Source organism: Achromobacter veterisilvae (genome assembly GCF_900496975.1).
GTDB classification, from domain to species: Bacteria; Pseudomonadota; Gammaproteobacteria; order Burkholderiales; family Burkholderiaceae_B; genus Achromobacter; species Achromobacter veterisilvae.
The window spans coordinates 122834-146281 of the sequence record NZ_UFQC01000004.1 but is presented as its reverse complement, the minus strand read 5'-3'; the positions used below and the strand labels follow the sequence as shown (position 1 = coordinate 146281).

Sequence of the window (23448 nt, the reverse complement as noted above, 5' to 3'; positions counted from 1 at the left end):
CGGCAGCGGCGTGACTATACCATCCCGCCGGGACCGCCGGTCACGACACGAAACGCACGGGCGGGCGGGGCCGTTCGTCCACGGTCAGCGAGAAGATGTCCGGGCGGGAGTAGTGTCCCACCACGTCGAAATCGTAGCGCGCGCGCACCAGTTCGTCCGTGTCCACCTGGGCGGTCAGCAGGCCGGCCTTGCCGCGCAGCGGGCCGGCCAGCACGTCGCCCATCGGGCCGACGATGACCGATCCACCGTTGATCAGCGGCCGGGCGGCGTCCCAGCCGGGCACGTCCACGCCCAGGTCGGCGGGCGAGGGCTGCACCTGGCAGGCGCTGACGACGAAGCAGCGGCCTTCGTGGGCGATGTGGCGCATCGAGCATTGCCAGATGTCGCGTTCGTCCACCGTGGGCGCGCACCAGATCTCGACGCCCTTGGCGTACATGGCCGTGCGCAGCAGCGGCATGTGGTTTTCCCAGCAGATGGCGCCGCCGATGCGGCCGGCCGCCGCGTCGATGACGGGCAGGGTCGAGCCGTCGCCCTGGCCCCAGATCAGGCGTTCCGTGCCGGTCGGCATGAGCTTGCGGTGCTTGGCGGCCAGTCCGGCCGCGGGTTCGAAGAAGAGGGCCGTGCAGTACAGCGTGTTGCCGCCGCGTTCGATCGCGCCCACGACCAGGCTGGCGCCGGTGCGCTGCGACAGCCCGGCCAGCGCTTCCGTCTCCGGGCCGGGCACGTCGATCGCGTTCTCGTAATAGCGGGCGTAGGCTTCCCGGCCTTCGGGCAGGCGGTAGCCCAGGCGGGTGCCGAAGATCTCGCCCTTGGGGTAGCCGCCCAGAAGCGCTTCGGGCATGACGACGAGCGAGGCGCCGGAGGCGGCGATCTCGCTTTCGTAGGCCAGTATGTTCTCCAGGGTCCGGCCCTTGCCTTCCGGAGAGGAGCCGATCTGCAGCGCGGCGATGGTTTTGGTGGTCATGGCCAGGTCTCGGTGCGTGGGGGAGGAATGCCGATGCGTCCTAGTGTCCGGCGGGCTCTAAAATCAATCAATCCCGCCCAGAGATAAATGATATGAACAAGATTGATATCGAGTCGACGGACCTGAACCTGTTGAAGGTCTTCGAGGCGATCTACGACGAGGGCGGCGCCGGCCGCGCGGCGTTGCGGCTGGGCGTGACGCAGTCGGCCGTCAGCGCGGCGCTGGGCCGCTTGCGCGCGCTGTACGGAGACGCCCTGTTCACCCGCACCGGGCGGGGACTGGCGCCCAGTCTGCGCGCGCGCGAACTGCGGCCCGTCATCGGCGAGGCGCTGGACAAATGCCGGCAGAGCCTGGCGCTGGCGCGGCCAGGCGCAACGGACTTCGCGGGCAGGTCGGTGACGCTGGGCCTGTCGGACGATTTCGAGATCGCGCTGGGACGGGACGCGATCCGGGCGGTCGCGCAAAGCGCGCCTGGCCTGCGCATCATCTTCCGACAGACCCACAGCCGGCTGGCCGCGGACATGCTCATGGCGCGGGAGGCCGACCTGGTGATCGCCTCGGGCGGCCTTGCCGCCCATGCCCTGCAGCGCGTGACGGTCGGGCAGGGCGGCTATGCCTGCCTGGTGGATCCCGCGAGCCTGGCGCCCGGCCAGGCGGCCCTGTCGGTGGAGGAATTCATCCGCCGCCAGCACGTCCTCGTATCCTCGGGCGGCTTCATCGGCGTGGTGGACGAGGTGCTGCACGGCCTGGGGCTGGCGCGCCGGGTGCGGGCTTCGACCACGCATTTCTCCGCCCTGGCTTTCCTGCTGCGCGGCGGCGATTCCGTCTCGACCCTGCCGGCGCATGCGGCGCGCGGCCTGGCCGCGGCGGCGGGCCTGCGCATGCTGCCCTGCCCGGTCGCCATGCCGGGCTACGCCATCGAAATGGGATGGCGGGCGGACGCGCTGCGCGACGAGGCGGTGGCGGCGGTCAGGCGCTGCGTGCTGGGCTTGCTGGAAGGTTTCGACTGGACCGATTGCGCACCGCCGCCAGGCGCGGGACACTTGCGGCCATGAAGCCCGCCCAGCCCGTTTCCCTGCCGCGCGATATCGACCTGGTGTCGCTGCGCCTGTTCCTGTCCGCCCTGGAAGAGGGCAGCCTGGCGCGGGCCGCCGCGCGCGAGAACATCGTGCCGTCCGCAGTCAGCAAGCGCATGTCGGAAATGGAGGAGGCGTTCGGGGTGCTGCTGCTGGACCGCGGCGTCAAGGGCGTGCAGCCCACGCCCGCCGGCACCGCGCTGGCCGCGCACGTGCGCCGGCTGCTGCAGGACATGGAGCGCATGCATCGGGAAATGGCGGGATACGCCACCGGCGTGCGCGGACGCGTCAGGCTGGCGGTCAGCGTCGCAGCCCTGTCGGGCGATTTGCCGGAGCGGATCCAGTCCTTCCGGCGCGCCCATCCCCAGATCGACATCCTGTTGCAGGAGGACACCACGCAGGCCGCTTTCCGCGCCGTGCTGGAAGGGCAGGCGGACGTGGCGGCGGGGTCGGACTTCGGCCACGACGGCTTGCAGGTGTATCCCTGCGGCCATTGCGAGCTGGCGGCCGTGGTGCCGGACCAGCACTTGCTGGCCGAGCGCGAGACGCTGGACTATGCGCAACTGCTGCCTTTCGAGCTGGTCGAGCTGAACCGCGACAACGGCATCAGCAGCGTCTTCGAGCAGGCGGCCCAGGCCGCGGGCGTGACGCGGCGCATCAGCGCGCGGGTCAGCGCGCACGAAACCATCTGCACGCTGGTCGCGCGGGGAATGGGCGTGGCCGTGGTGCCGCTGTACCTGAAGGCCCGCTATGCGCACCTGGACATCCGCTTCATCCGCCTGACCGGCCCGTGGTCCAGCACGCCCATCTGCATTGCCGTGCGGGATCCGGACGCGCTGGCGCCCGCGGCGCGCACCCTGCTGGCGCACCTGGGCGTGCTGCCCTAGGGCTAACCCGGACGTTCCGAAACGAGAATACCCCGGTGCTGAAAGACCGCTACCCGCGATGCCGCGGCGGCGGCGATCATGGGCGCATTCCGGCAGCGGCAAGCCCGGTCTTCCACTTGCCCGCGCCGATCCATCCATCCGGCAGGCAAGAGGAAACACCGATGAGCGCAGTACCGGCTTCACCCTTCATGGACAGCAGCGAACTGCCCTTGCGCGGCATCAAGGTGCTGGAACTGTCCCACATGATCATGGGGCCGGCGGCGGGCCTGTCGCTGGCCGACCTGGGCGCCGAGGTCATCAAGGTGGAACCCATCGAGGGCGACCGCACGCGCCGGCTGAAGGGCTCGGGCAGCGGCTACTTCCCCGTCTTCAACCGCAACAAGCAAAGCCTGGCCATCGACCTGAAGGCGCCGGAAGGGCAGGCCGCGGTGCGCCAGTTGGCCCTGCGGGCCGACATGCTGGTGGAGAACTTCCGCGACGGCAGCCTGGCGCAGTACGGCCTGGATTACGAATCGCTGTCCGCCGAGAATCCGGGGCTGATCTATGTGTCGCTCAAGGGGTTCCTGTCCGGTCCCTACAAGCACCGCACCGCGCTCGACGAAGTGGTGCAGATGATGGGCGGGCTGGCCTACATCAACGGCGGCGAGGACACGCCGCAGCGGGTGGCGGCGTCGGTCAACGACATCCTCGGCGGAACCTTCGGGGTGGTGGGCGCGCTGGCGGCCCTGCACGACCGCCACGCCACGGGGCGCGGCCGGCACGTGCGCTCCGGCCTGTTCGAGAACAACCTGCTGCTGGTCGCGCAGTTCGTCGCCCAGTACCAACTGACCGGCGCCGCGCCCAAGCCCATGGGCTCGGAGCGCAGGCCGCCTTGGGGCGTGTACGACATCTTCGAGACGGCGGACGGCCGGGTGTTCGTCGCCGTCGTCGGCGACGCGCAATGGCGCAATTTCGCCCAGAAGTTCCTGCCGCCCGAATGGGCCGCCGATCCGCGGCTGGCCACCGCCGTCGATCGCGAGGCCGCCCGGCCCTGGCTGGTGCCGGGCGTGGGCGAGATCCTCAAGACCTGGAAGACCGACGAACTGTGCGCGGCGCTGGAAGCCGCCAACCTGTCGTACGGGCCCATCCGCCAGCCGCACGACCTGCTGGACGATGCTCATCTGAACGCGGGCGGCGCGCTCCTGAAGACCCGGCTGCCGGACGGCGGCGAGATCGACGCGGCCGCGCTGCCCATCGAGTTCGACGGCCGCAAGGCCGGCAAGCGTTCCGACCCGCCCGCGCAGGGCGGCGATACGCAGGCCATCCTGCGCGGCCTGGGCTGGGATGCCGCGCGCATCGACGCCCTGCGCGCGGCGGGAGTCATTGCATGACCGGGCGCTAGCGCCCGACCCCTGTCGAGGCGGCATCAGACCGCCAAGACGTCCATCAAAGAGGAGACAACCCGAGATGATCCGCAAACTTCTGGCGGTGGCGGCCCTGGCCGCCGCTTGCACGGCGCACGCGCAGGACTACCCCAGCAAACCCATCCGCATCATCATTCCGTCCACCCCGGGCGGAGGCACCGACTACATCGGCCGCCTGATGAGCACCAAGCTGCATGAACTTAACGGCTGGTCCGTCATCCCGGAGAACAAGCCCGGCGCGGGCACGGCGCTGGGCCTGGCCGAGGCGGCGCGCTCGCCTGCCGAGGGCTACGACCTGGTGATCGGGCAGTCCGACAACGTCACGCTGATTCCGCTCCTGATGAAGGTGTCGTACGACCCGGTCAAGGACCTGGCGCCCGTGGCGCTGGTGGCCACCACGCCCATGGTGCTGCTGGTGGCCGACGGTTCGCCGTACAAGACGCTGCCCGAAGTGATCGAGGCCGCCAAGAAGGAACCCAACAAGATCTCCTACGGCACGTCGGGAACCGGGGGCGGCGTGCACATCGCCATGGAAATGCTGCAACACGAGGCCGGCTTCAAGATGCAGCACGTGCCGTACAAGGGATCGGCCCCCGCGCTGGCCGACCTGATGGGCGGGCACCTGCAGTTCGCGGGCTCGTCGATCTCGTCGGCGGCGATGCTGATCAAGTCCGGCAAGGTGCGCGCGCTGGCGGTGACCTCGCCCAAGCGCAATCCCGCGCTGCCGGACGTGCCCACCGTCGCGGAGCTGGGCTACAAGGATTTCAGCGTGGTCACCTACTACGGCGTGCTGGCTCCGGCCAAGACGCCGGCCGCCGTCGTCTCGCGCCTGAACGGCGACTTCAACAAATTGCTGGCGCGCAAGGACGTGCAGGAAGCGCTGGCGTCGCAGGGACTGGAAACCGATCCGGTCTCCACGGAACAGTTCGCCGCGCTGATCCAGTCGGACATCGGCAAGGCGCGCCAGACGATCCAGAGCGCGGGCATCGTGGTGCAGCAATAGCCCCGGCGCAGACCACAGGACACAGCCATGAACCAGGAAGTGAGGCTTTGCGAGGTCGGCCCGCGCGACGGGCTGCAGATGGCCAAGGGCATGATGCCCGCCGCCGACAAGCTGCGCTGGATACGGCAGTTGGCCGACGCCGGCCTGCGCGAGATCGAGGTGGGCAGCTTCGTGTCGCCGCGGCTGGTGCCGCAGATGGCCGATACCGGCGCCATCCTGCCCGAAGTCCTGAAGATGGACGGCCTGACCGTCTGCGCGCTGGCCTGCAACCTCAAGGGCGCCATCGCCGCCCACGAGGCGGGCGCGCACGTGCTGTCGTTCCCGGTCTCGGTCAGCGACACGCACAGCCGCGCCAACGTGGGCAAGGGAACCGACGCGCAACTGGAGGTGCTGGCGTCCATCGTCGATTGGGCGCAGTCGCAGGCCCGGCCCATGCGCATCGACGCGGCCGTGGCCACGGCCTTCGGCTGTTCGATGGAAGGCGCGGTGCCGGTGCGGCGGGTGGCGCAGGTGGCCGCCGCCGCCGCGCGGGCGGGGGCGGACGAAATCGCGCTGGCCGACACCGTGGGCTACGCCTATCCCTCGCAGGTCCGCGACGCGGTGCGCGCCACGCAGGACGCCGTGGGCGAGCGGCTGGCCAAGCTGCACCTGCATGACACGATGGGCCTGGGCCTGGCCAATGCGCTGGCGGGCCTGGACGAGGGCATCCGCGGTTTCGACGCCTGCCTGGGCGGGCTGGGCGGCTGCCCCTTCGCGCCGGGCGCGTCGGGCAACATCGTTACCGAGGATCTCGTGTTCATGCTGGAAAGCATGGGGTACCGCACGGGTGTCGACCTGCCCAGGCTGCTGGCCGCGCGCGCCTTGCTGGCCAGCGCGCTGCCGCGGGAAAGCCTGCGCAGCGGCGTGGCCGCCGCGGGCATTCCCAGGACCTTCCGGGCCTAGCCGGCTTCAGCGGTACACCAGCACCGGCAGCGTGGAGTGCGCCAGCACCTTTTGCGTCTGGCTGCCCAGCAGCATGGCCGCCATGGCGCCATGGCCCCGCGACGACATGGCGATCATGTCGCAGCCCTGGGTCATGGCCAGGTCGATGATGGCCTGGTAGGGGTTGCTGCTTTCCCGCATTTCCGTCGTGCACTCCACGCCCGCGGCCTTTGCGCGGGCCGCCGCCTCGGACAGGTATGACTGCGCCAGATCCCGGGCGTGGCGTTCATATTCCGAGCGCACGCCTTCAAGCTGCACGCTTTCCATTGAAATCGTCTGGAAGGGGCTGTAGACCGTCAGCACCGTGACGCTGGCGCCCAGCGCGCGGGCAAGGCCCAGGCCTTGTTCCAGGCCGGCGGCGGCCAGGGCGGATCCATCGATGGGGATAAGGATGTGCTTGTACATGACGACCTCCTGAGGGTGAAGAGGACGGCGCGAGCCCGCCGGCCTCCAAGGAGCGTGAACAGCAACCGCTTCGCCCATACTACCCCTTGCCGCGGCAATTTGCGCGGCTTCAGCCTACTTTTCGTTCCTCGTCCGCCCAGTGCGCGTCCCGCAGTTGTTTGCGCGCCAGCTTGCCGTTGGCGTTTTTCGGCAGTTCGGCCACCAGTTCGATGCTGCGGGGCTTTTTGAAATCCGCCAGGTGCTTGCGGCAGTGCTCGATCAGGTCGGCCTGCGTGGCGGTTTCGCCCGGTTTGAGCACCAGCATCGCCTTGACGGTCTCGCCCCACAGCTTGTCGGGCACGCCGAAGACGCAGGCTTCGTACACGGCCGGATGCTGATACAGGGCTTGCTCGACTTCGGTCGGATAGATGTTGAACCCGCCCGATATGATCATGTCCTTCTTGCGGTCCACGACATAGAGGAAGCCCTCGTCGTCCATCCGCGCCAGGTCGCCCGTATGCAGCCTGCCGCCGCGCAGGGCCTGCGCGGACAGCTCGGGCTCTCGCCAGTATCCGGCAAAGACGTCGGGGCCGCTGACGGTGATTTCGCCGACCTCGCCCGCCGCGGCTTCCTGGCCGTCGTCGCCCAGCAGGCGCACCTCGCTTTCGCCGAACGGGCGGCCGCAGGACAGCAGCCGTTCCGGGTGGCGCGACAGGGCTTCGGCATGGTCCAGGGCGCTCAGCAGCACCAGGCCGCCCGTGGTTTCGCCCGCGCCATAGCCCTGGCTCAGCTTGGGCCCCAGCGCTTCCCAGGCTTCCCGGATGCGTGCCGGCGCCATCGGCGCGCCGCCATACGAGATCTGCCGCAGCGCGCTCAGGTCGTGCTGGTGCAGCCGCGGGTGCGCGATCAGCATATTGACCATCGTGGGCACCATGAAGCTGAAGGCGGCGCGGTGCCGTGCCGCGGATGCGAGGAAGCTTTCCGGTTCAAAGCGGTCATGCAGCAGGATCGTGCCGCCCTGGAACAGGAACGGCTGCATGAACATGCCGCTGGCGTGCGTAATTGGCCCGGCCAGCGCCAGCACTTCGCCGGGGTTGGCGCGCATGCGGCCCATCACGACCTTGCGCAGCGAGGCCAGGCGGTTGCCGACTGTCTGCATGGCGGCCTTGAGCTTGCCCGTCGATCCGGACGTAAAGTGCAGCACGGCCAGATCGTCGGCCTGCATCGGGACGTCCGGATTGCGGTCCGCGGCCGCTTCCAGCAGCCGCTCGTACGATAGCCAGCCCCCGATGTCGCGGGCCCCCGTCACCAGTCTGTGCCGCACGCCCTCCAGCGCGTCCAGGATCGATTCCGCCCCTTCCACATGGGCCGGGTCCACGATGAACGCCGAGGCCTGGGCATTGTTGACCGAGTCCAGCGCTTCCTGGTTGGACAGGCGCGCATTCAGCGCCACCTTGACCAGCCCGGCCTTGTAGAGCGCGCATTCCAGTTCGATGAGTTCCGGACAATTCCAGGCCAGAATGGCAACCCGGTCGCCCTTTTTCAGCCCCAGCCCCAGCAGCGCGTTGGCCAGGCGGTTGGAGCGGGTCTCCAGTTGTCCGAAACTCAGCGTCCGGTCGCCAAAAATGACGGCGGGGCGGTCGCGCCAATAGCGGGCGTTGCGGGTGGTGTATCGGCCTTGGTTCATGAGGTATCCGTGTCAGGGGTTTGCGTGCCGCTATCCTGCGGGGCCGGCGGCCGCAAGCGGATAACGGAGACGCGAATCCTCATGCCGCCCCGTTATCGCGACGGCGCGATTCCCGGGCGTTATGGAATTCGCCCGATACGGCATCATGTTCCGGCGGCCCGCGGGTTACCTCTATGCGAAAGCGGGCCCGCGCCGGGCCACGCCTTGTACAAGAACAGGAGACAAAGTGGATAAGCGAAATTCCCGCCTCTGGGGCAGGGCGGTCCGTTGCCTGGCGTCGGCCAGCCTGGGCTTGGCGGCCGTCCTGGCCGCCGCGCCCGCGCAGGCCTCCGGCGCGGCGGCGTCCGGCTACCCCGACAAACCCATACGCCTCATCGTTCCGTTCTCGGCGGGCGGCCAGTTCGACTACATCGCCCGGCTGGTCGCCGTGCCGCTGGGCAAGGAACTGGGCCAGAGCATCATTGTCGAGAACGTGGGCGGGGGCGGCGGCAACCTGGGCGGCGCCAAGGTCGCCAACGCGCCCGCCGACGGCTACACCCTGCTGGAGTACGGCGGCAACTTCGCGATCGCCAAGCACCTCACGCCCAATCTGTCGTTCGACCCGATCGCGGACCTGGCGCCGGTGTCCGGGCTGAGCATCGCGCCCCACGTGGTCCTGGTCAGCAGCGCCCTGCCGGTGAAGACCTTCGCGGAACTGCTTGCCTACGCCAAGGCCCATCCCGGCAAGCTGAGCTACGGCAGCCCGGGCGTCGGCTCTTCCATGCACCTGACGTTCGAGACGATCAAGCAGCATTTCGGCCTGGACGCCATCCATGTGCCTTATCGGGGCGGCAGCAACGCGCTCAATGATCTGGCCGGCGGACAGATCGACATGGGCATCGTGGCGGTGGCGCCCGCCATGCCTTTCCTCGCGTCTGGGAAAATCCGCGCGCTGGCAGTCACCAGCGCCAGGCGCGCCGTGTCCCTGCCGGACGTGCCCTCGGTGGCCGAGCTGGGCTACCCCGGGTTCGACAGCGGCAGTTGGGCGGGAATCGCCGTGCCGAAGAATACGCCGCGCGGCATCGTGGACAAGCTGGCGGCCGCCGTCGGCCGCGCCATGCAGGACCCCCAGGTGCTGCGGGCGCTGGAGTCGCAGTCGTTCACGCCCATCAGCGGCACGCCGGAGCAACTGCGCGCGCTCATCGATGAAGAGTCCGCCCGCTATGGGCCGCTGATCGAGAAACTGGGACTGCATGCGGACTAGGCCGGCCCGCGCGCGGGCATGCGCGCGCTACGCCGCGGCCCTGGCCCGGGCGTGCTCGCGCAGGATCTCCAGCAGCCGCTGCGTCAGCGGCGACTGGTAGCTGTTGCGCCGCGTCAGCACGCCGATCTGGCGGTGCCAGGTCATTTCGTCCAGGGGCAGGACGCTCAGGCCCTGGCCGGCGTGCGCCGACAGGGTGATCTCGCTCACCAGGGTCAGGAGGTCCGTGCTGTGCAGGATGCCCAGCAAGCCCGACACCGACGCGTTGGACTCGATCATCACATTGGGCGGGGGCGAGCCGTGCTGTTCGAATTTGGCTTCCAGCCAGCGTCGCGACGCGGTTTGCGGGCCCGGCAGCATCCACTGGTAGGCCATCAGGTCGGCAAAGCGGATCTTGCGGCGGTCCAGCAAAGGATGCCCGGGACGAGCGGCGACGAAGAGCTTGTCGGAGAACAAGGGTTCCCGGTCGAATTCGCCGGCGGTCGCGGACTCGAACAACGAACTGATGGCGAAGTCCACGTCCCCCTGGCGCAGGGCGGGAATCAAGGCGTCGTTCAGGCTGACCATGACCTGGACCTTGGCCGCCGGCCGTTGCGCCAGCAGTTCGATGCAGGCCGGGTTGAAGAACGGCTCGGCCAGCAGCGGCGTGACGCCGACGCGCAGCAAGCCGATGCTGCCCCGGTGCAGGTCGCCGGCTTCCTGCATCGCGTCATCGAGTTCGCGCCTTGCCTGTACCGAGCGCTGATAGAAGGCCCGCCCCGGCACCGTCAGCTCCATGCCCTTGGGCGTGCGGACGAAGAACTGCAGCTTCAGCTCTTCTTCCAGCCGGCGTATGCCTTTGGTCAGCGCGGGCTGGCTGACGCCGATGCCGTCGGCGGCCCGGCCCACGTGCCCCAGCCGGGCGACAGCCAGAAAGTAGTCCAGGTCTTCCAGTCTCATGATTCCGCCCGGTTATCAAAAACGAAGAAAAGATAATCACGAGGATGCCTGGCGCTGTCAAGCTTGGAACGACTGAGAGGAGACGACATGCCCCAAGACACAAGCCCGGCGCTGGCCGGTCTGCGCGCCCGGTTGCAGCAATATTTGCAGGACGAACTCATTCCGCTCGAGCAGTCGCTGGGGCTGGGGTACGAAGACAAGTTCGCGCGCGATTTGGTGAAATCCGTGTGGAAGCGATGCCGCGAGCTGGGGTTCTATGGCGCCCAGCTCCCCCGCGAGATCGGGGGGCAGGGGCTGTCCTACCGGGACCTGTGCACGCTCAAGGACGACGTCGCCGCGTCCGGCGCGATCCTGTTCCCCCATGTGCTGGGAGACTGGGGCGGCCCTTCGCGCATCGGTAACCTGATCCAGTACGCCACGCCCTATCAGCGGGACCGCTACATCATGCCCGTGGTCAACGCCGAGCGCGGGGCCTGCTTCGCGATGACCGAGCCGCAGTCAGGTTCGGACGCCACCCGGCTGCAGACCGCGGCGGTGCCGGACGGCGACGACTACATCGTGACGGGCACCAAGCACTACATCACCGCCTCGATGTTCGCCGACTTCGCCATCACGATGTGCGTCACGGATCCCGCGCGGGGCGCCGACGGCATTTCGGCGATATTCATCGACCTGGACAGCCCCGGGGTGAGCCTGGTGCACGACTGCGTGCCGATGACCGGGCAGTACGTCGACGCGGACATCGTGTTCGACCGGGTCCGGGTGCCGAAGAAAAACCTGATCGGCCAGGAGGGGCAGGGCTTCAAGATCGCCATGAACCGCATCAGCGTGAACCGCCTGCTGCATTGTCCGACCATGATAGGCCTGGCGCGCCAGGCCTTCAGGCTGGCGGTGGACTATGCCAAACACCGCCAGCAATTCGGCGGCCCCATCAGCCGCTTCCAGGCCATCCAGCACATGCTGGCCGACATGGCGACCGCGCTCTATGCCTGCGAGCACATGGTGCTTGCCACGGCCGCGCGGGCCGACGCCGGCGAGGACGTGCGCGACGCCGCTTCGATGTGCAAGCTGTTCGTGTCGGAGCGCTGCTTCGAAATCGCCGACAAGGCCATGCAGATCCACGGCAACGTCGGCGTGACGAAGAACCATCCGGTGGAGTTCATCTTCCGGCGGCTGCGGCTGTACCGCATCGTCACCGGCACCAGCGAGATCCAGCGCAACACCATCGCCAAGGGGATACTCGCGTGAGCGCCGGCGCGGCGGGCTATCTGAGCGGCCTGACGGTGCTGGACCTGGGGCAATTGCATCCCGGCCCCTACACCGCCCTGCTGCTCGGCCAGTTGGGGGCGACGGTGATCAAGGTGGAAAAGCCGCAAGGCGACACCGCGCGCCAACTGGGGGCGGAGACCTTCGCCAAGTACAACCGCGGCAAGCAGTCCATCTGCCTGGACTTGAAGCGCGCCGAAGACCAGCGCATTTTCTTGCAGTTGGTCGAACGCTGCGACGTCGTGGTGGAGGGGTTCAGGCCCGGGGTCATGGCCAGGCTGGGCCTGGACTACGCGCGGCTGGCGCGCGCCAATCCGCGCGTCGTGCTGTGTTCCATTTCGGGCTTCGGCCAGACGGGGCCCTATGCGCAGCGTCCCGGCCATGACGTGAACTACATGGCCCTGGCGGGATACTGGGCGGTGCCGTCGCAGGTGCGCGACGTCATGGCGAGGCCCCGCCTGCGCCTGTCGGATTACTGCGCGGCCATGCATGCCGCGCTGGCCATCCTGGCCGCCGTGCAGGATGCGCGCGCCTCGGGCGCGGGCCAGCACCTGGACGTGTCGATCCACGACACGCTGATGGCGTGGATGGCGCCCGCCCTCCAGGCCATGAACGGCCCTGCCGGCGCCGCCATTGAGCACATGGCGCACGTCATGCCCGACAACGATGTCTTCGAGACGGCGGACGGCCGGCACCTTGCGCTCGGTATCCTGGAGGAAGCCTTCTGGCGCAACCTGTGCGCGGCGCTCGCGCCGTCCTGCCCCGGCCTGGCCGCCGCGCGCTATCGGACCCGGGCGGGGCGGATGCGGGAGAAGCGGGCCCTGAACGATCTCCTGCGCGCGCTGTTCAAGAGCCGCGGCCTGGCTCACTGGGAACGCGTCTTCGACGGGCACGATATTCCCTGGGCGCCCGTCCTGCGGCATGACGAGGTGTTCGAGGATCCGCATGTGCGGCACCGCGCGGTCACCTCCGATACGCCCGAGGGGCGCCTGGTCGGCTTCCCGGTGAAGTTCTCCAAGCCTTTGCCGCCTTCGGCATCCGGCGTCCCCGCCCTGGACCAGCACCGCGAGGAGATCCTGGCGCGCCTGCGGGCGGGGGGGCAGGCCGGGCCGCGATAGGCCGGGCCGCGCGGCCAGGCATGACGCGCCCCGGAAGCCGCCGGCCTACCAGCGGTACGCCAGCGTGCCGATCACACTGCGCCGCGGACCGTAGAACGCGCCATAGGAATAGGACGCGACGTAGACGCGGTCGGTCAGGTTGTTGGCATTGAGCGTGAACTGCCACGGCCCGGCGTCGTAGCTCATCATGGCATCCACGATCGTGTAGGACGGCACCTCGATCGCGGTGTTGAAAAGCCCCAGCGTGGACCCGATATAGCGCACCCCCGCGCCGATCCGCATCCGGGGCAAGCCCAGGGCGGCCAGCCGGTAGTCGCCCCACAGCGATACGGTATTGCGCGGCGTCATTCCCCGCCGCTGCCCCACCTCGGCCGGGTTGTTGCTGCGCGTGATTTCGGCATTGGTGTAGGCATAGGACGCAATGATGCGCCCGTGCGCGCCGACGGCGCTGCGCGCCTCCAGCTCGAAGCCGCGCGAACGCACTTCGCCGGTCTGGACCTGGAAATCCATCGGGAACAACGGATCCGGCGTCAGCACGTTCTTCTGCGTGAGCTGGTAGACCGAGGCGGAAATCAGCGTATCGCTGCCGGCCGGCTGGTAGCGCACCCCGGCCTCGTACTGCTCGCCGCGGGTGGGCTTGAAGGGCGACCCGCCGCGGTCGACGCCGCTGGTCGGTTCGAACGATTGGCTGAAGCTCACGAACGGCGCCAGGCCGTTGTCGGCCAGATAGACCAGGCCCGCGCGGCCGGTGAAGGCCTCGCTGTCCGTCTTTTGCTTCGCGTCGAAGAAGATTGCGTTGGTGCGTTCGCTGGACCAGTCGTAGCGTCCGCCCAGCAGCAGGACCCACTTGTCGGCGATCTTCACCTGATCCTGCAGGTACACCCCGAAGCGGTCGTCGCTGGAAGTGGAGCTGTTGAGCGCCGGCACGCGGACGCCGGGCTCGGCTCCGTAGACCGGGTGGTACAGGTCCAGCGGCGCCAGCGTGCGGTTGTAGCGCTCGGAGCGATGGCGCCGGTGCGCATAGTCCACCCCCGCCAGCAGCGTATGGGCGAGCGGCCCGGTCAGCCCCTTGAACTGGAGCTGAGTATCGACCACGAAGTTGTCGGAATGGTCCACGCGGTCCTGCGCGCCGCGATCGATCACGGTGTCGCCGGTGCCCGGCACGAAGCCTCCCAGGTTGACGGACGGCAGTTCGTTGCGGGACGAGAAGTAGCGCAGGTTCTGCCGCACCGTCACCGCGTCGTTGAACGCGTGTTCGAAGCGATAGCCGATGTCGTAGAACCGGGTCTCCGACTTGTCGTAGCCGGGTTCGCCGGTGAAGCGCCGCGTGGGGATCCTGCCCTGGGACGAGTCTTCCAGCGTGCCGATTGCCGGCAGGCCGTAGACGTAGGCCGTGCGGGTCCGCTGGTAGGTGCCCAGGAACGTCATCGACGTGGCGGCCGAAGGCTGCCAGCGCAGCGCCGGCGCGATGTACGTGCGATTGTCCGGAACGTAGTCCACCATCGTGTCGCTGTCCCGCGCGAGGGCGGTGAGCCGGTAGGTCCAGGTGCCGTCCTCGGTCAGCTTGCCGCCGTGGTCCGTGGCGAGTTCGTAGCGCGAATGGTTGCCGAGCGACGTGCGCAGCTCGTGCAGCGGCTCCGCGGTGGGCAGCTTGCTGGTCACGTTGACCAGCCCGCCCGGCGAGGCCTGGCCATACAGCACCGATGCCGCGCCGCGCAGCACCTCGACCCGTTCCATGCCGTAGGGCTCCTGCGTGCCGTCGTAGACGTTGCCCATGTACTTCATGCCGTCGCGGTAGATGCCGCCGTAGCCGGAAAGCTGGAACCCGCGCATGACGAAGCCGTCCGTGGTGCGGTCGTTGCCTTCCTGCGACAGGATGCCGGCGGTGTAGCGCAGCGCTTCGCCCAGGCTGGCCGCCCCGGTGTCCTCGATCTGCTCGCGGCTGACCACCGAAATGGACTGCGGCGTCTCGATCAGCGGCGTATCGGTCTTGGTGCCGGTGGCGCTGCGGCGCGCGACGTAGCCGCCCACGGGCCCCCATGCCGTCTCGGCGGCGCCGTGCACGGTCACCGCCGGCAAGGTCGTCGCGCCCTGCGGCTCCGGACGCAGCGTGTAGCTGCCGTCGGACCTGCGCTGCGGCGTCAGTCCGCTTCCTGCCAGCAAACGCCGCAATCCCTCTTCGAATGGATAGCTTCCGCTCAGGCCCGCCGTGTGCAGCCCTTGGGTCAACGCCGGATCGAACGACAGCAGCACGCCGGCGTTCGCGGCATAGGCCGCCAGCGCGGCGCCGAGCGGCCCCGGGGAGATGGCGACACTGGCCGAGCCCGCCGGCGCCTGGGAGTGTGCGGGCGCCGCGCCCGCCAGCGGCAGGGCGAACGCGATGGCGCAGCGCAGGGCGAGACGGGAGCGGCGCGCGCGCCGCGGAGGAATACGCGAGGACATGAAAGACACTCCAATCGTTGGTCTTGCCTTCATAGCCAGACGAAACGCGAAAAGTGCCAGTCGCTGTTACAAAAAAGCCGTGCCCGCGCGCTCCGCGGCATCCTGCGGCAGCACCGAGACCCAGTAGCGGGTGCGGTAGCGCAGGCGCAGCGGCAGCGTGTCGGCCACCGCAGCCAGCACCCGATCGGTGTCGGCCAGCGGGAAGGAACCGGAAATCGGCAGGCGGGCCACTTCGGGCGCGCAATCGATCCAGCCCGTGCGATAGCGTTGAAGCTCTTCGAGGAACTCCGCCAACGGCATGCCGTCCACCTGGAGCATGCCGCGCGACCAGGCCGAGGGATCGCCGGCCAGCGCCTCGGGCGAGGCCGCCCGCGCCGCGGAAAACTTCAGCCCGAACCCCGCGGGCACGACGCTGGCGCTGGATGCGCCCAGCGGCTGCACGCGCAGTTCGCCCTCCAGCACTTGCACCGAGGACGTGCGGTCGTCGTGCCGCGCCACGAAGCGGGCGCTCGACGTCGCGATGCGGCCTTCGCTCGTGCGAATCACGAAGGCACGAGGGTCGGGTTGGCGGTCCGGCACGGCATCGACCAGGATTTCCCCGGCGTGGAGGGCCACCAGGCGCTGCGTCCTGTCGAACAGCACGTCGATCGCCGTGCGGGTATTGAGCACGATGCGGGATTGGTCGGCCAGCACCAATTCGCGCCTGCCGCCGGCCGGCGTTTGATATTGAGCCGTCCAGGCTTGCCAGGGGGCTTCGCGCCAGGCCGACCAGCCCACCGCCCCCGCGCCCGCGAGCACGGCCAGCTTGGCCAGGGCCCGCCGGCGCGCGGGCGAGCGGGGACGAGCCAGCACGGGTAGCGCGCCTTCCGGCAGGGCCTCGAAGCGGCGGGTCAGCGCTTCGGTGCGCTGCCAGGCGCGCTCGTGTTCCGGGTCTGCCTTGCGCCAGGCCAGCCAGGCGGCCTGGTCGGCGTCGGTCATGGCGCCGGACGTCAGCCGCAGGAACCATTCGACGGCGCCGTCCAGCGCGCGCGGGTCGATGCGCGCGGCTTCCCTCGCGCTCACGCGGCAAGCTCCAGGCACTGGCGCAGGGCGCGGGCGATGTACTGCCGCACCGACCCGACCGACACATGCAGGCGGGCGGCGATCTCCGCATGGGTGAGGCCTTCGAGCTGGCACAGCAGGAAGGCCCGCCTGACGGCTGCCGGAAGCCCGTCGAGCAGCGTGTCGATTTCCTGAAGCGCTTCCAGCGCCAGCGCGCGCGCCTCGGGCGACGGCGCCGCGGAAGGGGGCAGGCGCGCCAGCGTTTCCAGGTAGGCGCGTTCCAGATCCTTGCGCTGCAAGTGATTCACCATCAGGCCGTGCGCCACCGTGGCCAGATAGGAGCGCGGCTCGTGGATGCCGGACAGCTCGCGGTGCGCCAGCACGCGCGCATAGGTATCGTGCACCAGGTCGGCCGCGTCGAAGGCGCAGCCCAGCTTCTTGCGCAGCCATCCCTGCAGCCAGCCGTGATGGTCGCGATAGAGCGCGTGCGCCAATTGCTGCGCGGTCGGATCGAGGGCGGTCATGGACGGGGCGGGCGGGCCGGAAAATTTGAGGATGAGAATTATTCTAGCTTCGGGCACGGCCGCATGCCAGCCTGGCGTGCGCTCTGGGGCGAAACGAGGCGCCCCCTGGCGGCGGCAGGCTGTCGGGGGCGCAAAAATAGAAGAAGATGGGCCGGGCGGCGCGCGATGGACAGTGCCGGCAGCCCAGGGAGATGGCGGCGATCGGCATGCCAATCCCGCAAGCCGTTGATTTTGTTCTTGTTCTGGCGGAAGCGGTGAGATTCGAACTCACGAACGGTTGCCCGTTGCCGGTTTTCAAGACCGGTGCAATCGACCACTCTGCCACGCTTCCGGGTACTGCCTTGACCGCGTATTGTCCGGCAATCCGGCCATCTGGCAAACAATCTGCCCGAAGCGGACGCGATCCGCAGCAAAGGGCGCAATAATAATCCATTTGCTGCAAAGGAGGCACGCGATGCACGCCGTAGAAATCTCTCGCCCTGGTGGCCCCGAGGTCCTGGTTCCCGTGGAGCGTCCCACGCCGGAAACCGGCGCGGGTGAAGTTCTGATCAAAGTGAGCGCCGCCGGGGTCAACCGCCCCGACGTGTTCCAGCGCAAGGGCAACTACGCCCCGCCGCGCGGCGCCTCGGACCTGCCGGGCCTGGAAGTGGCCGGCGAGATCGTCGGCGGCGACCTTGCCGGCAGCGGCTTCGCCGTGGGCGACAAGGTCTGCGCCCTGGTGGCGGGCGGCGGCTACGCGGAATACTGCGTAGCGCCCGCCGCGCAATGCCTGCCCCTACCCAAGGGCCTGTCCGACATCGAGGCCGCGGGCCTGCCGGAAACCTATTTCACCGTCTGGAGCAACGTGTTCGACCGCGGCCGCCTGTCCGAAGGCGAGGCCCTGCTGGTGCACGGCGGCGCCAGCGGCATCGGCACCACGGCGATCCAGCTAGCCCGCGCCATGGGCCACAAGGTCTACGCCACGGTCGGCAGCGACGACCGGGCGCGCGCCGTGGAAGCCCTGGGCGCCGAACGCGGCATCAACTACAAAACCCAGGACTTCGTGAAGGAAGTGCTGGATGCGACTGGCGGGCGCGGCGTGGACGTGATCCTGGACATGGTGGCCGGCGACTACATCGCCCGCGACATGCAGTGCCTGGCCGACGACGGCCGCATCGTCATCATCGCCCAGTTGGGCGGTTCGCACGCCAATGTGGACACGGCCCAGGTCATGCGCCGCCGCCTGACCATCACCGGCTCCACCTTGCGTCCCCGTCCGGTCGCCTTCAAGGGCGCCATCGCCCGCGCCCTGCGCGAGCACGCCTGGCCCTTGCTTGAAAAAGGGGACATCAAGCCCATCGTGCACGCGACGTTCCCGCTGGCCGAGGCCTCCCGCGCCCATGCCATGATGGAAAGCGGTGAAAACATCGGCAAAATCATCCTGACAATGTAAGAATCGCGGGCCGCTCGGCGTAGCGTCCCGCAACAGGATACAATCTCGGGTTTCGCCTGGAATTTTTTCCAGGCAGGCCCGTGGGCGCTTGCCGCCGCCCGCTATCCCTCTAGGCCCCTCTCTAGACAATTCGCCATGACTTCAGTCGAAAACCGCGCCCGCCTCGTGCTGGGCAACTGGAAGATGCACGGTAACCTGGCCGAGAACGCCGCGTTGCTGACGGAGCTGCGTGCCGCGGATGCTGCGAGCCACTGCGAAATCGGCGTCTGCGTTCCGTTCCCCTACCTGGCGCAGGCCGCCTCGGCCCTGACCGGAAGCAGCGTGTCCTGGGGGGCGCAAGACGTCAGCGCGCACGGCAAGGGCGCCTACACTGGAGAGGTTTCCGGCGCCATGCTGAAAGAGTTCGGCTGCCGCTGGGCGCTGGCCGGCCATTCCGAGCGCCGCGTGCTGCATGGCGAAACGGACGAAGCCGTTGCCGCCAAGGCCCAGGCCGCCCTGGCCGCCGGCCTGACCCCGGTGGTCTGTGTCGGCGAATCCCTGGCCGACCGCGACGCGGGCAATACCCTCGCCGTCATCGAACGCCAGCTCAAGCCCGTGCTGGCCCTGGGCGCGGCGGAAGTGTCCCGCATGGTCCTGGCCTACGAGCCCGTCTGGGCCATCGGCACGGGCCGCAGCGCCAGCCCCGAGCAGGCGCAGGAAGTCCACGGCGCCATCCGCGCCGCCTTGCGCGCGCTGGGCGCCGGGCAGGTGCAAGTGTTGTACGGCGGCAGCGTAAAAGCTGCCAATGCCGCCAGTTTGTTCGCCATGACTGATATCGACGGGGCCCTGGTCGGCGGCGCGTCGCTCGTGGCTGAAGAATTTTTGCGAATCGCCGCCATCTAAGTTTCCGTTCCGGAGTCTGCAATGCCCTTGATGCTCAAACTTCTGCTGGCCGTCCAAGTGTTCTCGGCGCTGGCTATTATCGTCCTGGTCCTGCTGCAGCAGGGCAAAGGCGCCGACATGGGGTCCGCCTTCGGCAGCGGCTCGGCCGGCAGCCTGTTCGGCGCCACCGGCGCCGCGAATTTCCTGTCGCGCGCGACCAAATGGGCCGCCGTCGTCTTCTTCGCGTCCACCGCCGGCCTGGCCTACGTCAGCCACAAGGGTTCGGCTGGCCCCGCCGTCGATTCGGGCGTGATGCAGAGCTTCCCGGCCGACCGTTCGGTTCCGCAGGTGCCGGGTTCGGCGCCCGCCGCTCCGTCCGGCGCGTCGTCCGTGCCGGGCGCCGGTTCGGTTCCGGCCGCGCCGGCCCAGCCCGACGCGTCGGTGCCCTCGGTGCCGGCAGCGCCCGCCGCCCCGGCTCCGGAAGGCGGCAAGCCGGCCGAAACGCCCGCGAAGTAAGCCACAGCACGCGAAAAGGCCGGCGCATGCCGGCCTTTTTCATTGGCGCGCGATTCTTGCAAAGGCATATTCGGATCGGCCCCCAGCCCACGTTCGGCGCGCGCAGGCTGATTCCGCGCCTGCGGCGCTTCCTGGCCGCGCATCCGGACGTCCAGGTGAGGGGGCGCAGCGAGACCCGCCCCTTCGATGCCCAGCGGTCTGCCCCGCCGCCCGAAGGGGAAAAGAGGGGATTCCCGCGGCGAGATTGGCTGGGTTCACCCGAATTCCGATTTGCGTGATAGAATGTTCGACTTTCCAGGAAAGCACGCTTTTCTGGTCAGTTCAGCCGACGTGGTGAAATTGGTAGACACGCTATCTTGAGGGGGTAGTGGCGAAAGCTGTGCGAGTTCGAGTCTCGCCGTCGGCACCAAGAATTTGTTCCGGGATCGCTCCTGGAAGAGTAAAGAACCCGCATCTCTCCTATGAGGATGCGGGTTTTTTGTCGCCCCAAGACAAAAAGCGCCCCCTTGGGGGAGGAAGGGGAGCAGCAAGCGCACGACGTGCGCGCGGTGTGGGGGGCTTTTTTCATCGCCCGGCGAGCCCGCCGCCATTTCGCCGAATTCGTTGTATTGCCATCCCGCGCGTCGCGCGATCGTCCTGAGTTCCAAGGATTCAGATATTGCCTGAAGCTCGGGTAATTAATGTCAACGCGAAATCAATAAAAACAAATAGGTTGATCGCGGATATTTATTGCGGAATGCGAGCCATTTTAAATGGCGCGGCATGGTTTTATTTCTTGAGCGGAATTCATATATTGATTTAGCGCGTATTGCTGTTCATTGCCATTCCCGGATGTGGAAATTTTCTTTTCGGCAGGCCTCACAGAGTACAACGATTGTGTTTAAATATAAAAACACATACGTGTAGGGCAGTATGCCCTGGAAGGCTGCCGCGCGCGGTTATGGTCCCTCACCCATGATCGCGCGCGGCTGGCTTACCGTTCATGTTCAAGAATCAGGTGCGGCATTGGTCGGTCGGTCACAGCCAGGACATCCGGCAAACGGCCTGAGTACGAATCGGGGCGTCCTCATCGACGTGGAAGGTCTTGAGGTAGATCCATGTATCAGCTTCGCTGCGCTTTGGGATGTACTCCATGATTCCGTCGATAGAAACGAGCCGGGTCGATGCCCAGTGGGATGCGTGCCCCTATTTGAGAGTCCGGATAGTCAATTTACGGGACATTGAACTCGCATACGGGCTCGACGTAGCCGTCGCTGTGAGGCGGGAGCTGTGGACGCGCCTGGCCCTTGTGGGCGGGCCGGAGATTCCGGTCTGGCGCGAGAACGATGTGCTGACGGTGAGTTTGGGATATGCTGCCCAGACGTGGGAAGGCTTGGCTGACGGCATCCTCAATTACGAACTGAGCCAGCGGACGGCACTTAGCATGCCAATCGAAATAACGCCTGATTCGTGGGTATGTCCGCTGATAGCCACGGAACTCTTGTCCGTTGGCGCCGGCAGGCCTTGCGGCGCCATACCGTCCGGCGCGGACGAGGCCGGAGTTCCAGGAACGGAGGGGATAAGCGGCGAGCCGGCGCGGGCTGGGCAATTTCGTGACGACATGGCCAAGGCATCGTATCTGCTGGAGAGCCTTCGAACCGGCCAGTTGCCGTTGGCGTTCCAGCCCGTGGTCCTTATTCAGGACCTGTCTTCGGTCCTGTACGACGAGTTGTTGCTTCGTCCCGCCGTGGGCGGGCCCGGGCAGATCGCTATCGCCCTGGAAAGGCTGGGGATTGCCTGGTTACTGGATCGTAGCATCGTCTGGACAGCGATCGAGGTGCTGGAGGCGCATCCGACGCGGCACCTGGCATGTAATGTGTCGGCGTTTTCCTTTTATCCGGATCCATGGTGGTTCGAGGTGATGGATTTTTTGCAGTCGCGCCCCTCTGTTGCCGCGCGTCTCATCATTGAGATAACAGAGACCGGGGTGCTGCGGGATTTAAGAAAATCGCTTGGTTTGATTTTGCGATTGCGCAAGGCGGGCGTAAGAGTTGCGCTCGATGATGTGGGAGTGGGTAACTGCACCTTGGCGTTCCTGCTGGAAGCCTCTCCGTGCATCATAAAAATCGACCGTTTGATGTTGCGGCGGGCCGCGCAATCAAAAGAGGGGGGGCGGCGATTTCAGGCGCTGATCAAGCTGTGTGCCAGTTGCAGCCCTTGCGTGGTGGTCGAAGGGATAGAAAATGAGGCGGAGCTGAATCTGGCCAGGGCCGGCGGAGGCGTGTCCGCCGTGCAAGGCTTCGCCATCGCCATGCCGGACAGGGCTCCTCCGTGGCTCAATAGTACGTCACAATTTGTATCATTGCGATGAAATGTTGCGATCTAAGCTTAAAATTGAATAAGTCGCGCCGTTTCATATGATATATACCGCCGAATATGTTTAACTGCTGTGGCCGATAAGGCGCCCACGTTAATAGAGATATTCAAAAGGATTCAAAGAGAAACATTTCTTAACTTATTCCTCGCGGTCGCGTTGGAGGGGCTTTAGTTAGCTAAGATTGAGATTAAAATTGAAATGGCTTGCCTGCATCTTATGCGGCGATCTGCGAATGGAAAAGAACTAGAACTGTGGATACCTTCGGCAATAGAGTGCGGAAAATGCGGCTGCGTCTTGGATGGACACAAAAGGACTTGGCACTCGCCAGTGGCCTCACGCAGAGCGCAATCGGCAATTATGAGAGCGGGCAGAGAGTTGAGCCTTCCGGCCAGGCGTTGGTCGGCCTTGCTCAGGCGCTGAAGGTAAGTCCGGGCTGGCTGAGCCATGGGGACGAAGGGCCTGGAGCAGACGGCGCCACCGCAAGAAAGGCATCCAGGAATCCCCTGGACAGTTCGCCGGTGCGTTGGCCGTTCAGGGAAGTGAGCCTTGAGGAATACTTGTCCCTGAGCGCATCCGAGAAGAAAATTCTCTCGAGCATGGTTGCAACGTATATTCAAGCTTGCCAGCATAAACGCTAGTTGCCGTTTACGAATGCCATATTTTTCGTGCGCCTGCCAAAAATAAATTTCCTAATATTGGCGCCACCGTTTTCTTTGAAATTGCTCGCATGAACCGCCCGGGGAATCCCAGGAGTATTCAATACTCTCGGGCCTTGGGGGTTTCACCTATATTCCCCCTGGAATAGGCGGCCGTATACGGCGGCTGCCATCGGCGCATTTATCCGGCTTCTCTTGGGCAGTATCCAAGGTTTCAATGATCGGGGACTTTGCCTCGGCGCAGGGCGGATCTGTTCCGTGCCTGATCGTCCCCAGGCCGGGCACGCGCATCCGTCGCCTTGACGGTATATCCCAATAGCCGGAGTCCAGCCGGCCAGCGAATGGCCGGGAGGGGCATCGGGCCCTGTAGAGCGGTTTCGACTGCCATGGCAATATCTCGCCCGGGCTTTAAACAGTTCTAATAAAACCGAGGCCATCTGTGTGCTTGCCTCGGGATGTTTCGGCCAACAAATTGCCGCGTGCAACGCATTCGGCAGGCTGAAAAGCGGCTGTTACTTTAGTCAATGCGTCTTCACCGGCGGCGCAGCGGCCACATTGCCATGCCCTGGCCTGGCGGAAGAACTGACATAAAAGTCATCCTCTTCCCGAGGCCACGTTCCGTGCATCCCCATCATACGCGCCTGACTAACACAAGTGAAGTATTTTTTGTAT

The 23448-nt window shown here is 67.0% G+C and carries 20 protein-coding genes and 2 tRNA genes; 14 read left to right on the top strand and 8 right to left on the bottom strand.

Going from position 1 to position 23448, the window contains the following annotated elements; genetic code table 11:
* Positions 1 to 40: 40 nt before the first annotated feature.
* Positions 41 to 964, bottom strand: coding sequence for a carbon-nitrogen hydrolase family protein (locus AVE30378_RS04940; RefSeq protein ID WP_129239660.1), 924 nt, complete (start codon positions 962 to 964; stop codon positions 41 to 43).
* A gap of 92 nt (positions 965 to 1056) precedes the next feature.
* Between AVE30378_RS04940 and AVE30378_RS04935 the strand changes: the two genes are divergently transcribed.
* The 5 genes from AVE30378_RS04935 (at position 1057) to AVE30378_RS04915 (ending at position 6275) form a co-directional block, all read left to right on the top strand.
* Positions 1057 to 2019 (top strand): LysR substrate-binding domain-containing protein, encoded by a 963-nt coding sequence (locus AVE30378_RS04935; protein WP_129239659.1) that lies wholly within the window; start codon positions 1057 to 1059, stop codon positions 2017 to 2019.
* Positions 2016 to 2927, top strand: a complete 912-nt coding sequence (locus AVE30378_RS04930; RefSeq protein ID WP_129239658.1) for a LysR family transcriptional regulator — start codon at positions 2016 to 2018, stop codon at positions 2925 to 2927. The genes AVE30378_RS04935 and AVE30378_RS04930 overlap by 4 nt, the downstream gene beginning before the upstream one ends.
* A gap of 161 nt (positions 2928 to 3088) precedes the next feature.
* The gene (locus AVE30378_RS04925; RefSeq protein WP_129239657.1) at positions 3089 to 4297 is read left to right on the top strand and encodes a CaiB/BaiF CoA transferase family protein; all 1209 of its coding nucleotides are present in this window, start codon (positions 3089 to 3091) and stop codon (positions 4295 to 4297) included.
* Between the two features lie 76 nt (positions 4298 to 4373).
* On the top strand, positions 4374 to 5333 hold the full coding sequence (locus AVE30378_RS04920) for a Bug family tripartite tricarboxylate transporter substrate binding protein (protein ID WP_129239656.1): 960 nt from the start codon (positions 4374 to 4376) through the stop codon (positions 5331 to 5333).
* Between the two features lie 27 nt (positions 5334 to 5360).
* Positions 5361 to 6275 carry a hydroxymethylglutaryl-CoA lyase gene (locus tag AVE30378_RS04915; protein ID WP_129239655.1) on the top strand — a complete coding sequence of 305 codons (915 nt, stop codon included), beginning with the start codon at positions 5361 to 5363 and terminating at the stop codon, positions 6273 to 6275.
* A gap of 6 nt (positions 6276 to 6281) precedes the next feature.
* On the opposite strand, the gene AVE30378_RS04910 is transcribed toward AVE30378_RS04915, so the two are convergent.
* Entirely contained in the window at positions 6282 to 6719 is a 438-nt protein-coding gene (locus tag AVE30378_RS04910) for a universal stress protein (RefSeq protein WP_129239654.1), read from the bottom strand.
* A gap of 109 nt (positions 6720 to 6828) precedes the next feature.
* Positions 6829 to 8385 (bottom strand): AMP-binding protein, encoded by a 1557-nt coding sequence (locus AVE30378_RS04905; RefSeq protein ID WP_129239653.1) that lies wholly within the window; start codon positions 8383 to 8385, stop codon positions 6829 to 6831.
* Between the two features lie 226 nt (positions 8386 to 8611).
* Between AVE30378_RS04905 and AVE30378_RS04900 the strand changes: the two genes are divergently transcribed.
* A complete protein-coding gene (locus AVE30378_RS04900; RefSeq protein ID WP_165360087.1) occupies positions 8612 to 9628 on the top strand; it encodes a Bug family tripartite tricarboxylate transporter substrate binding protein in 1017 nt (338 codons plus the stop codon).
* A gap of 27 nt (positions 9629 to 9655) precedes the next feature.
* On the opposite strand, the gene AVE30378_RS04895 is transcribed toward AVE30378_RS04900, so the two are convergent.
* Entirely contained in the window at positions 9656 to 10564 is a 909-nt protein-coding gene (locus AVE30378_RS04895) for a LysR family transcriptional regulator (protein ID WP_129239651.1), read from the bottom strand.
* 87 nt (positions 10565 to 10651) lie between these two features.
* On the opposite strand from AVE30378_RS04895, the gene AVE30378_RS04890 reads away from it, so the two are divergent.
* Both AVE30378_RS04890 and AVE30378_RS04885 read left to right on the top strand, forming a co-directional pair.
* Positions 10652 to 11812 carry an acyl-CoA dehydrogenase family protein gene (locus AVE30378_RS04890; protein WP_129239650.1) on the top strand — a complete coding sequence of 387 codons (1161 nt, stop codon included), beginning with the start codon at positions 10652 to 10654 and terminating at the stop codon, positions 11810 to 11812.
* On the top strand, positions 11809 to 12948 hold the full coding sequence (locus AVE30378_RS04885; RefSeq protein ID WP_129239649.1) for a CaiB/BaiF CoA transferase family protein: 1140 nt from the start codon (positions 11809 to 11811) through the stop codon (positions 12946 to 12948). Before AVE30378_RS04890 ends, AVE30378_RS04885 begins: the two co-directional genes overlap by 4 nt.
* Before the next feature lie 45 nt (positions 12949 to 12993).
* On the opposite strand, the gene AVE30378_RS04880 is transcribed toward AVE30378_RS04885, so the two are convergent.
* From AVE30378_RS04880 to AVE30378_RS04865, 4 genes are all read right to left on the bottom strand, one after another.
* Complete coding sequence (locus AVE30378_RS04880; protein WP_129239648.1) at positions 12994 to 15390, bottom strand: TonB-dependent siderophore receptor; 2397 nt, start codon at positions 15388 to 15390, stop codon at positions 12994 to 12996.
* 66 nt (positions 15391 to 15456) lie between these two features.
* The gene (locus AVE30378_RS04875; RefSeq protein WP_129239647.1) at positions 15457 to 16452 is read right to left on the bottom strand and encodes a FecR domain-containing protein; all 996 of its coding nucleotides are present in this window, start codon (positions 16450 to 16452) and stop codon (positions 15457 to 15459) included.
* Positions 16449 to 16955 (bottom strand): sigma-70 family RNA polymerase sigma factor, encoded by a 507-nt coding sequence (locus tag AVE30378_RS04870; RefSeq protein WP_129239646.1) that lies wholly within the window; start codon positions 16953 to 16955, stop codon positions 16449 to 16451. Before AVE30378_RS04870 ends, AVE30378_RS04875 begins: the two co-directional genes overlap by 4 nt.
* A 243-nt stretch (positions 16956 to 17198) precedes the next feature.
* Positions 17199 to 17286: transfer RNA gene (locus AVE30378_RS04865), tRNA-Ser, on the bottom strand.
* 123 nt (positions 17287 to 17409) lie between these two features.
* Between AVE30378_RS04865 and AVE30378_RS04860 the strand changes: the two genes are divergently transcribed.
* The 6 genes from AVE30378_RS04860 (at position 17410) to AVE30378_RS04835 (ending at position 22758) form a co-directional block, all read left to right on the top strand.
* Positions 17410 to 18387 (top strand): NAD(P)H-quinone oxidoreductase, encoded by a 978-nt coding sequence (locus AVE30378_RS04860; RefSeq protein WP_129239645.1) that lies wholly within the window; start codon positions 17410 to 17412, stop codon positions 18385 to 18387.
* Positions 18388 to 18522: 135 nt separating this feature from the next.
* Complete coding sequence (gene tpiA / locus AVE30378_RS04855) at positions 18523 to 19269, top strand: triose-phosphate isomerase (protein WP_129239644.1); 747 nt, start codon at positions 18523 to 18525, stop codon at positions 19267 to 19269.
* Between the two features lie 21 nt (positions 19270 to 19290).
* On the top strand, positions 19291 to 19764 hold the full coding sequence (gene secG / locus AVE30378_RS04850) for a preprotein translocase subunit SecG (protein ID WP_129239643.1): 474 nt from the start codon (positions 19291 to 19293) through the stop codon (positions 19762 to 19764).
* A 324-nt stretch (positions 19765 to 20088) separates the two neighbouring features.
* Positions 20089 to 20173: transfer RNA gene (locus AVE30378_RS04845), tRNA-Leu, on the top strand.
* A 723-nt stretch (positions 20174 to 20896) separates the two neighbouring features.
* The gene (locus tag AVE30378_RS04840; protein WP_165360086.1) at positions 20897 to 22114 is read left to right on the top strand and encodes an EAL domain-containing protein; all 1218 of its coding nucleotides are present in this window, start codon (positions 20897 to 20899) and stop codon (positions 22112 to 22114) included.
* A gap of 257 nt (positions 22115 to 22371) precedes the next feature.
* Positions 22372 to 22758, top strand: a complete 387-nt coding sequence (locus AVE30378_RS04835) for a helix-turn-helix domain-containing protein (RefSeq protein ID WP_341868026.1) — start codon at positions 22372 to 22374, stop codon at positions 22756 to 22758.
* Positions 22759 to 23448: the final 690 nt, after the last annotated feature.

Excerpts from the sequence above, each read along its gene's own strand:
- AVE30378_RS04940 (WP_129239660.1), bottom strand. The coding sequence starts at position 964 with ATGACCACCAAAACCATCGCCGCGCTGCAGATCGGCTCCTCTCCGGAA.
- AVE30378_RS04935 (WP_129239659.1), top strand. The coding sequence starts at position 1,057 with ATGAACAAGATTGATATCGAGTCGACGGACCTGAACCTGTTGAAGGTC.
- AVE30378_RS04930 (WP_129239658.1), top strand. The coding sequence starts at position 2,016 with ATGAAGCCCGCCCAGCCCGTTTCCCTGCCGCGCGATATCGACCTGGTG.
- AVE30378_RS04925 (WP_129239657.1), top strand. The coding sequence starts at position 3,089 with ATGAGCGCAGTACCGGCTTCACCCTTCATGGACAGCAGCGAACTGCCC.
- AVE30378_RS04920 (WP_129239656.1), top strand. The coding sequence starts at position 4,374 with ATGATCCGCAAACTTCTGGCGGTGGCGGCCCTGGCCGCCGCTTGCACG.
- AVE30378_RS04915 (WP_129239655.1), top strand. The coding sequence starts at position 5,361 with ATGAACCAGGAAGTGAGGCTTTGCGAGGTCGGCCCGCGCGACGGGCTG.
- AVE30378_RS04910 (WP_129239654.1), bottom strand. The coding sequence starts at position 6,719 with ATGTACAAGCACATCCTTATCCCCATCGATGGATCCGCCCTGGCCGCC.
- AVE30378_RS04905 (WP_129239653.1), bottom strand. The coding sequence starts at position 8,385 with ATGAACCAAGGCCGATACACCACCCGCAACGCCCGCTATTGGCGCGAC.
- AVE30378_RS04895 (WP_129239651.1), bottom strand. The coding sequence starts at position 10,564 with ATGAGACTGGAAGACCTGGACTACTTTCTGGCTGTCGCCCGGCTGGGG.
- AVE30378_RS04890 (WP_129239650.1), top strand. The coding sequence starts at position 10,652 with ATGCCCCAAGACACAAGCCCGGCGCTGGCCGGTCTGCGCGCCCGGTTG.
- AVE30378_RS04880 (WP_129239648.1), bottom strand. The coding sequence starts at position 15,390 with ATGTCCTCGCGTATTCCTCCGCGGCGCGCGCGCCGCTCCCGTCTCGCC.
- AVE30378_RS04870 (WP_129239646.1), bottom strand. The coding sequence starts at position 16,955 with ATGACCGCCCTCGATCCGACCGCGCAGCAATTGGCGCACGCGCTCTAT.
- AVE30378_RS04860 (WP_129239645.1), top strand. The coding sequence starts at position 17,410 with ATGCACGCCGTAGAAATCTCTCGCCCTGGTGGCCCCGAGGTCCTGGTT.
- tpiA (WP_129239644.1), top strand. The coding sequence starts at position 18,523 with ATGACTTCAGTCGAAAACCGCGCCCGCCTCGTGCTGGGCAACTGGAAG.
- secG (WP_129239643.1), top strand. The coding sequence starts at position 19,291 with ATGCCCTTGATGCTCAAACTTCTGCTGGCCGTCCAAGTGTTCTCGGCG.
- AVE30378_RS04840 (WP_165360086.1), top strand. The coding sequence starts at position 20,897 with ATGATTCCGTCGATAGAAACGAGCCGGGTCGATGCCCAGTGGGATGCG.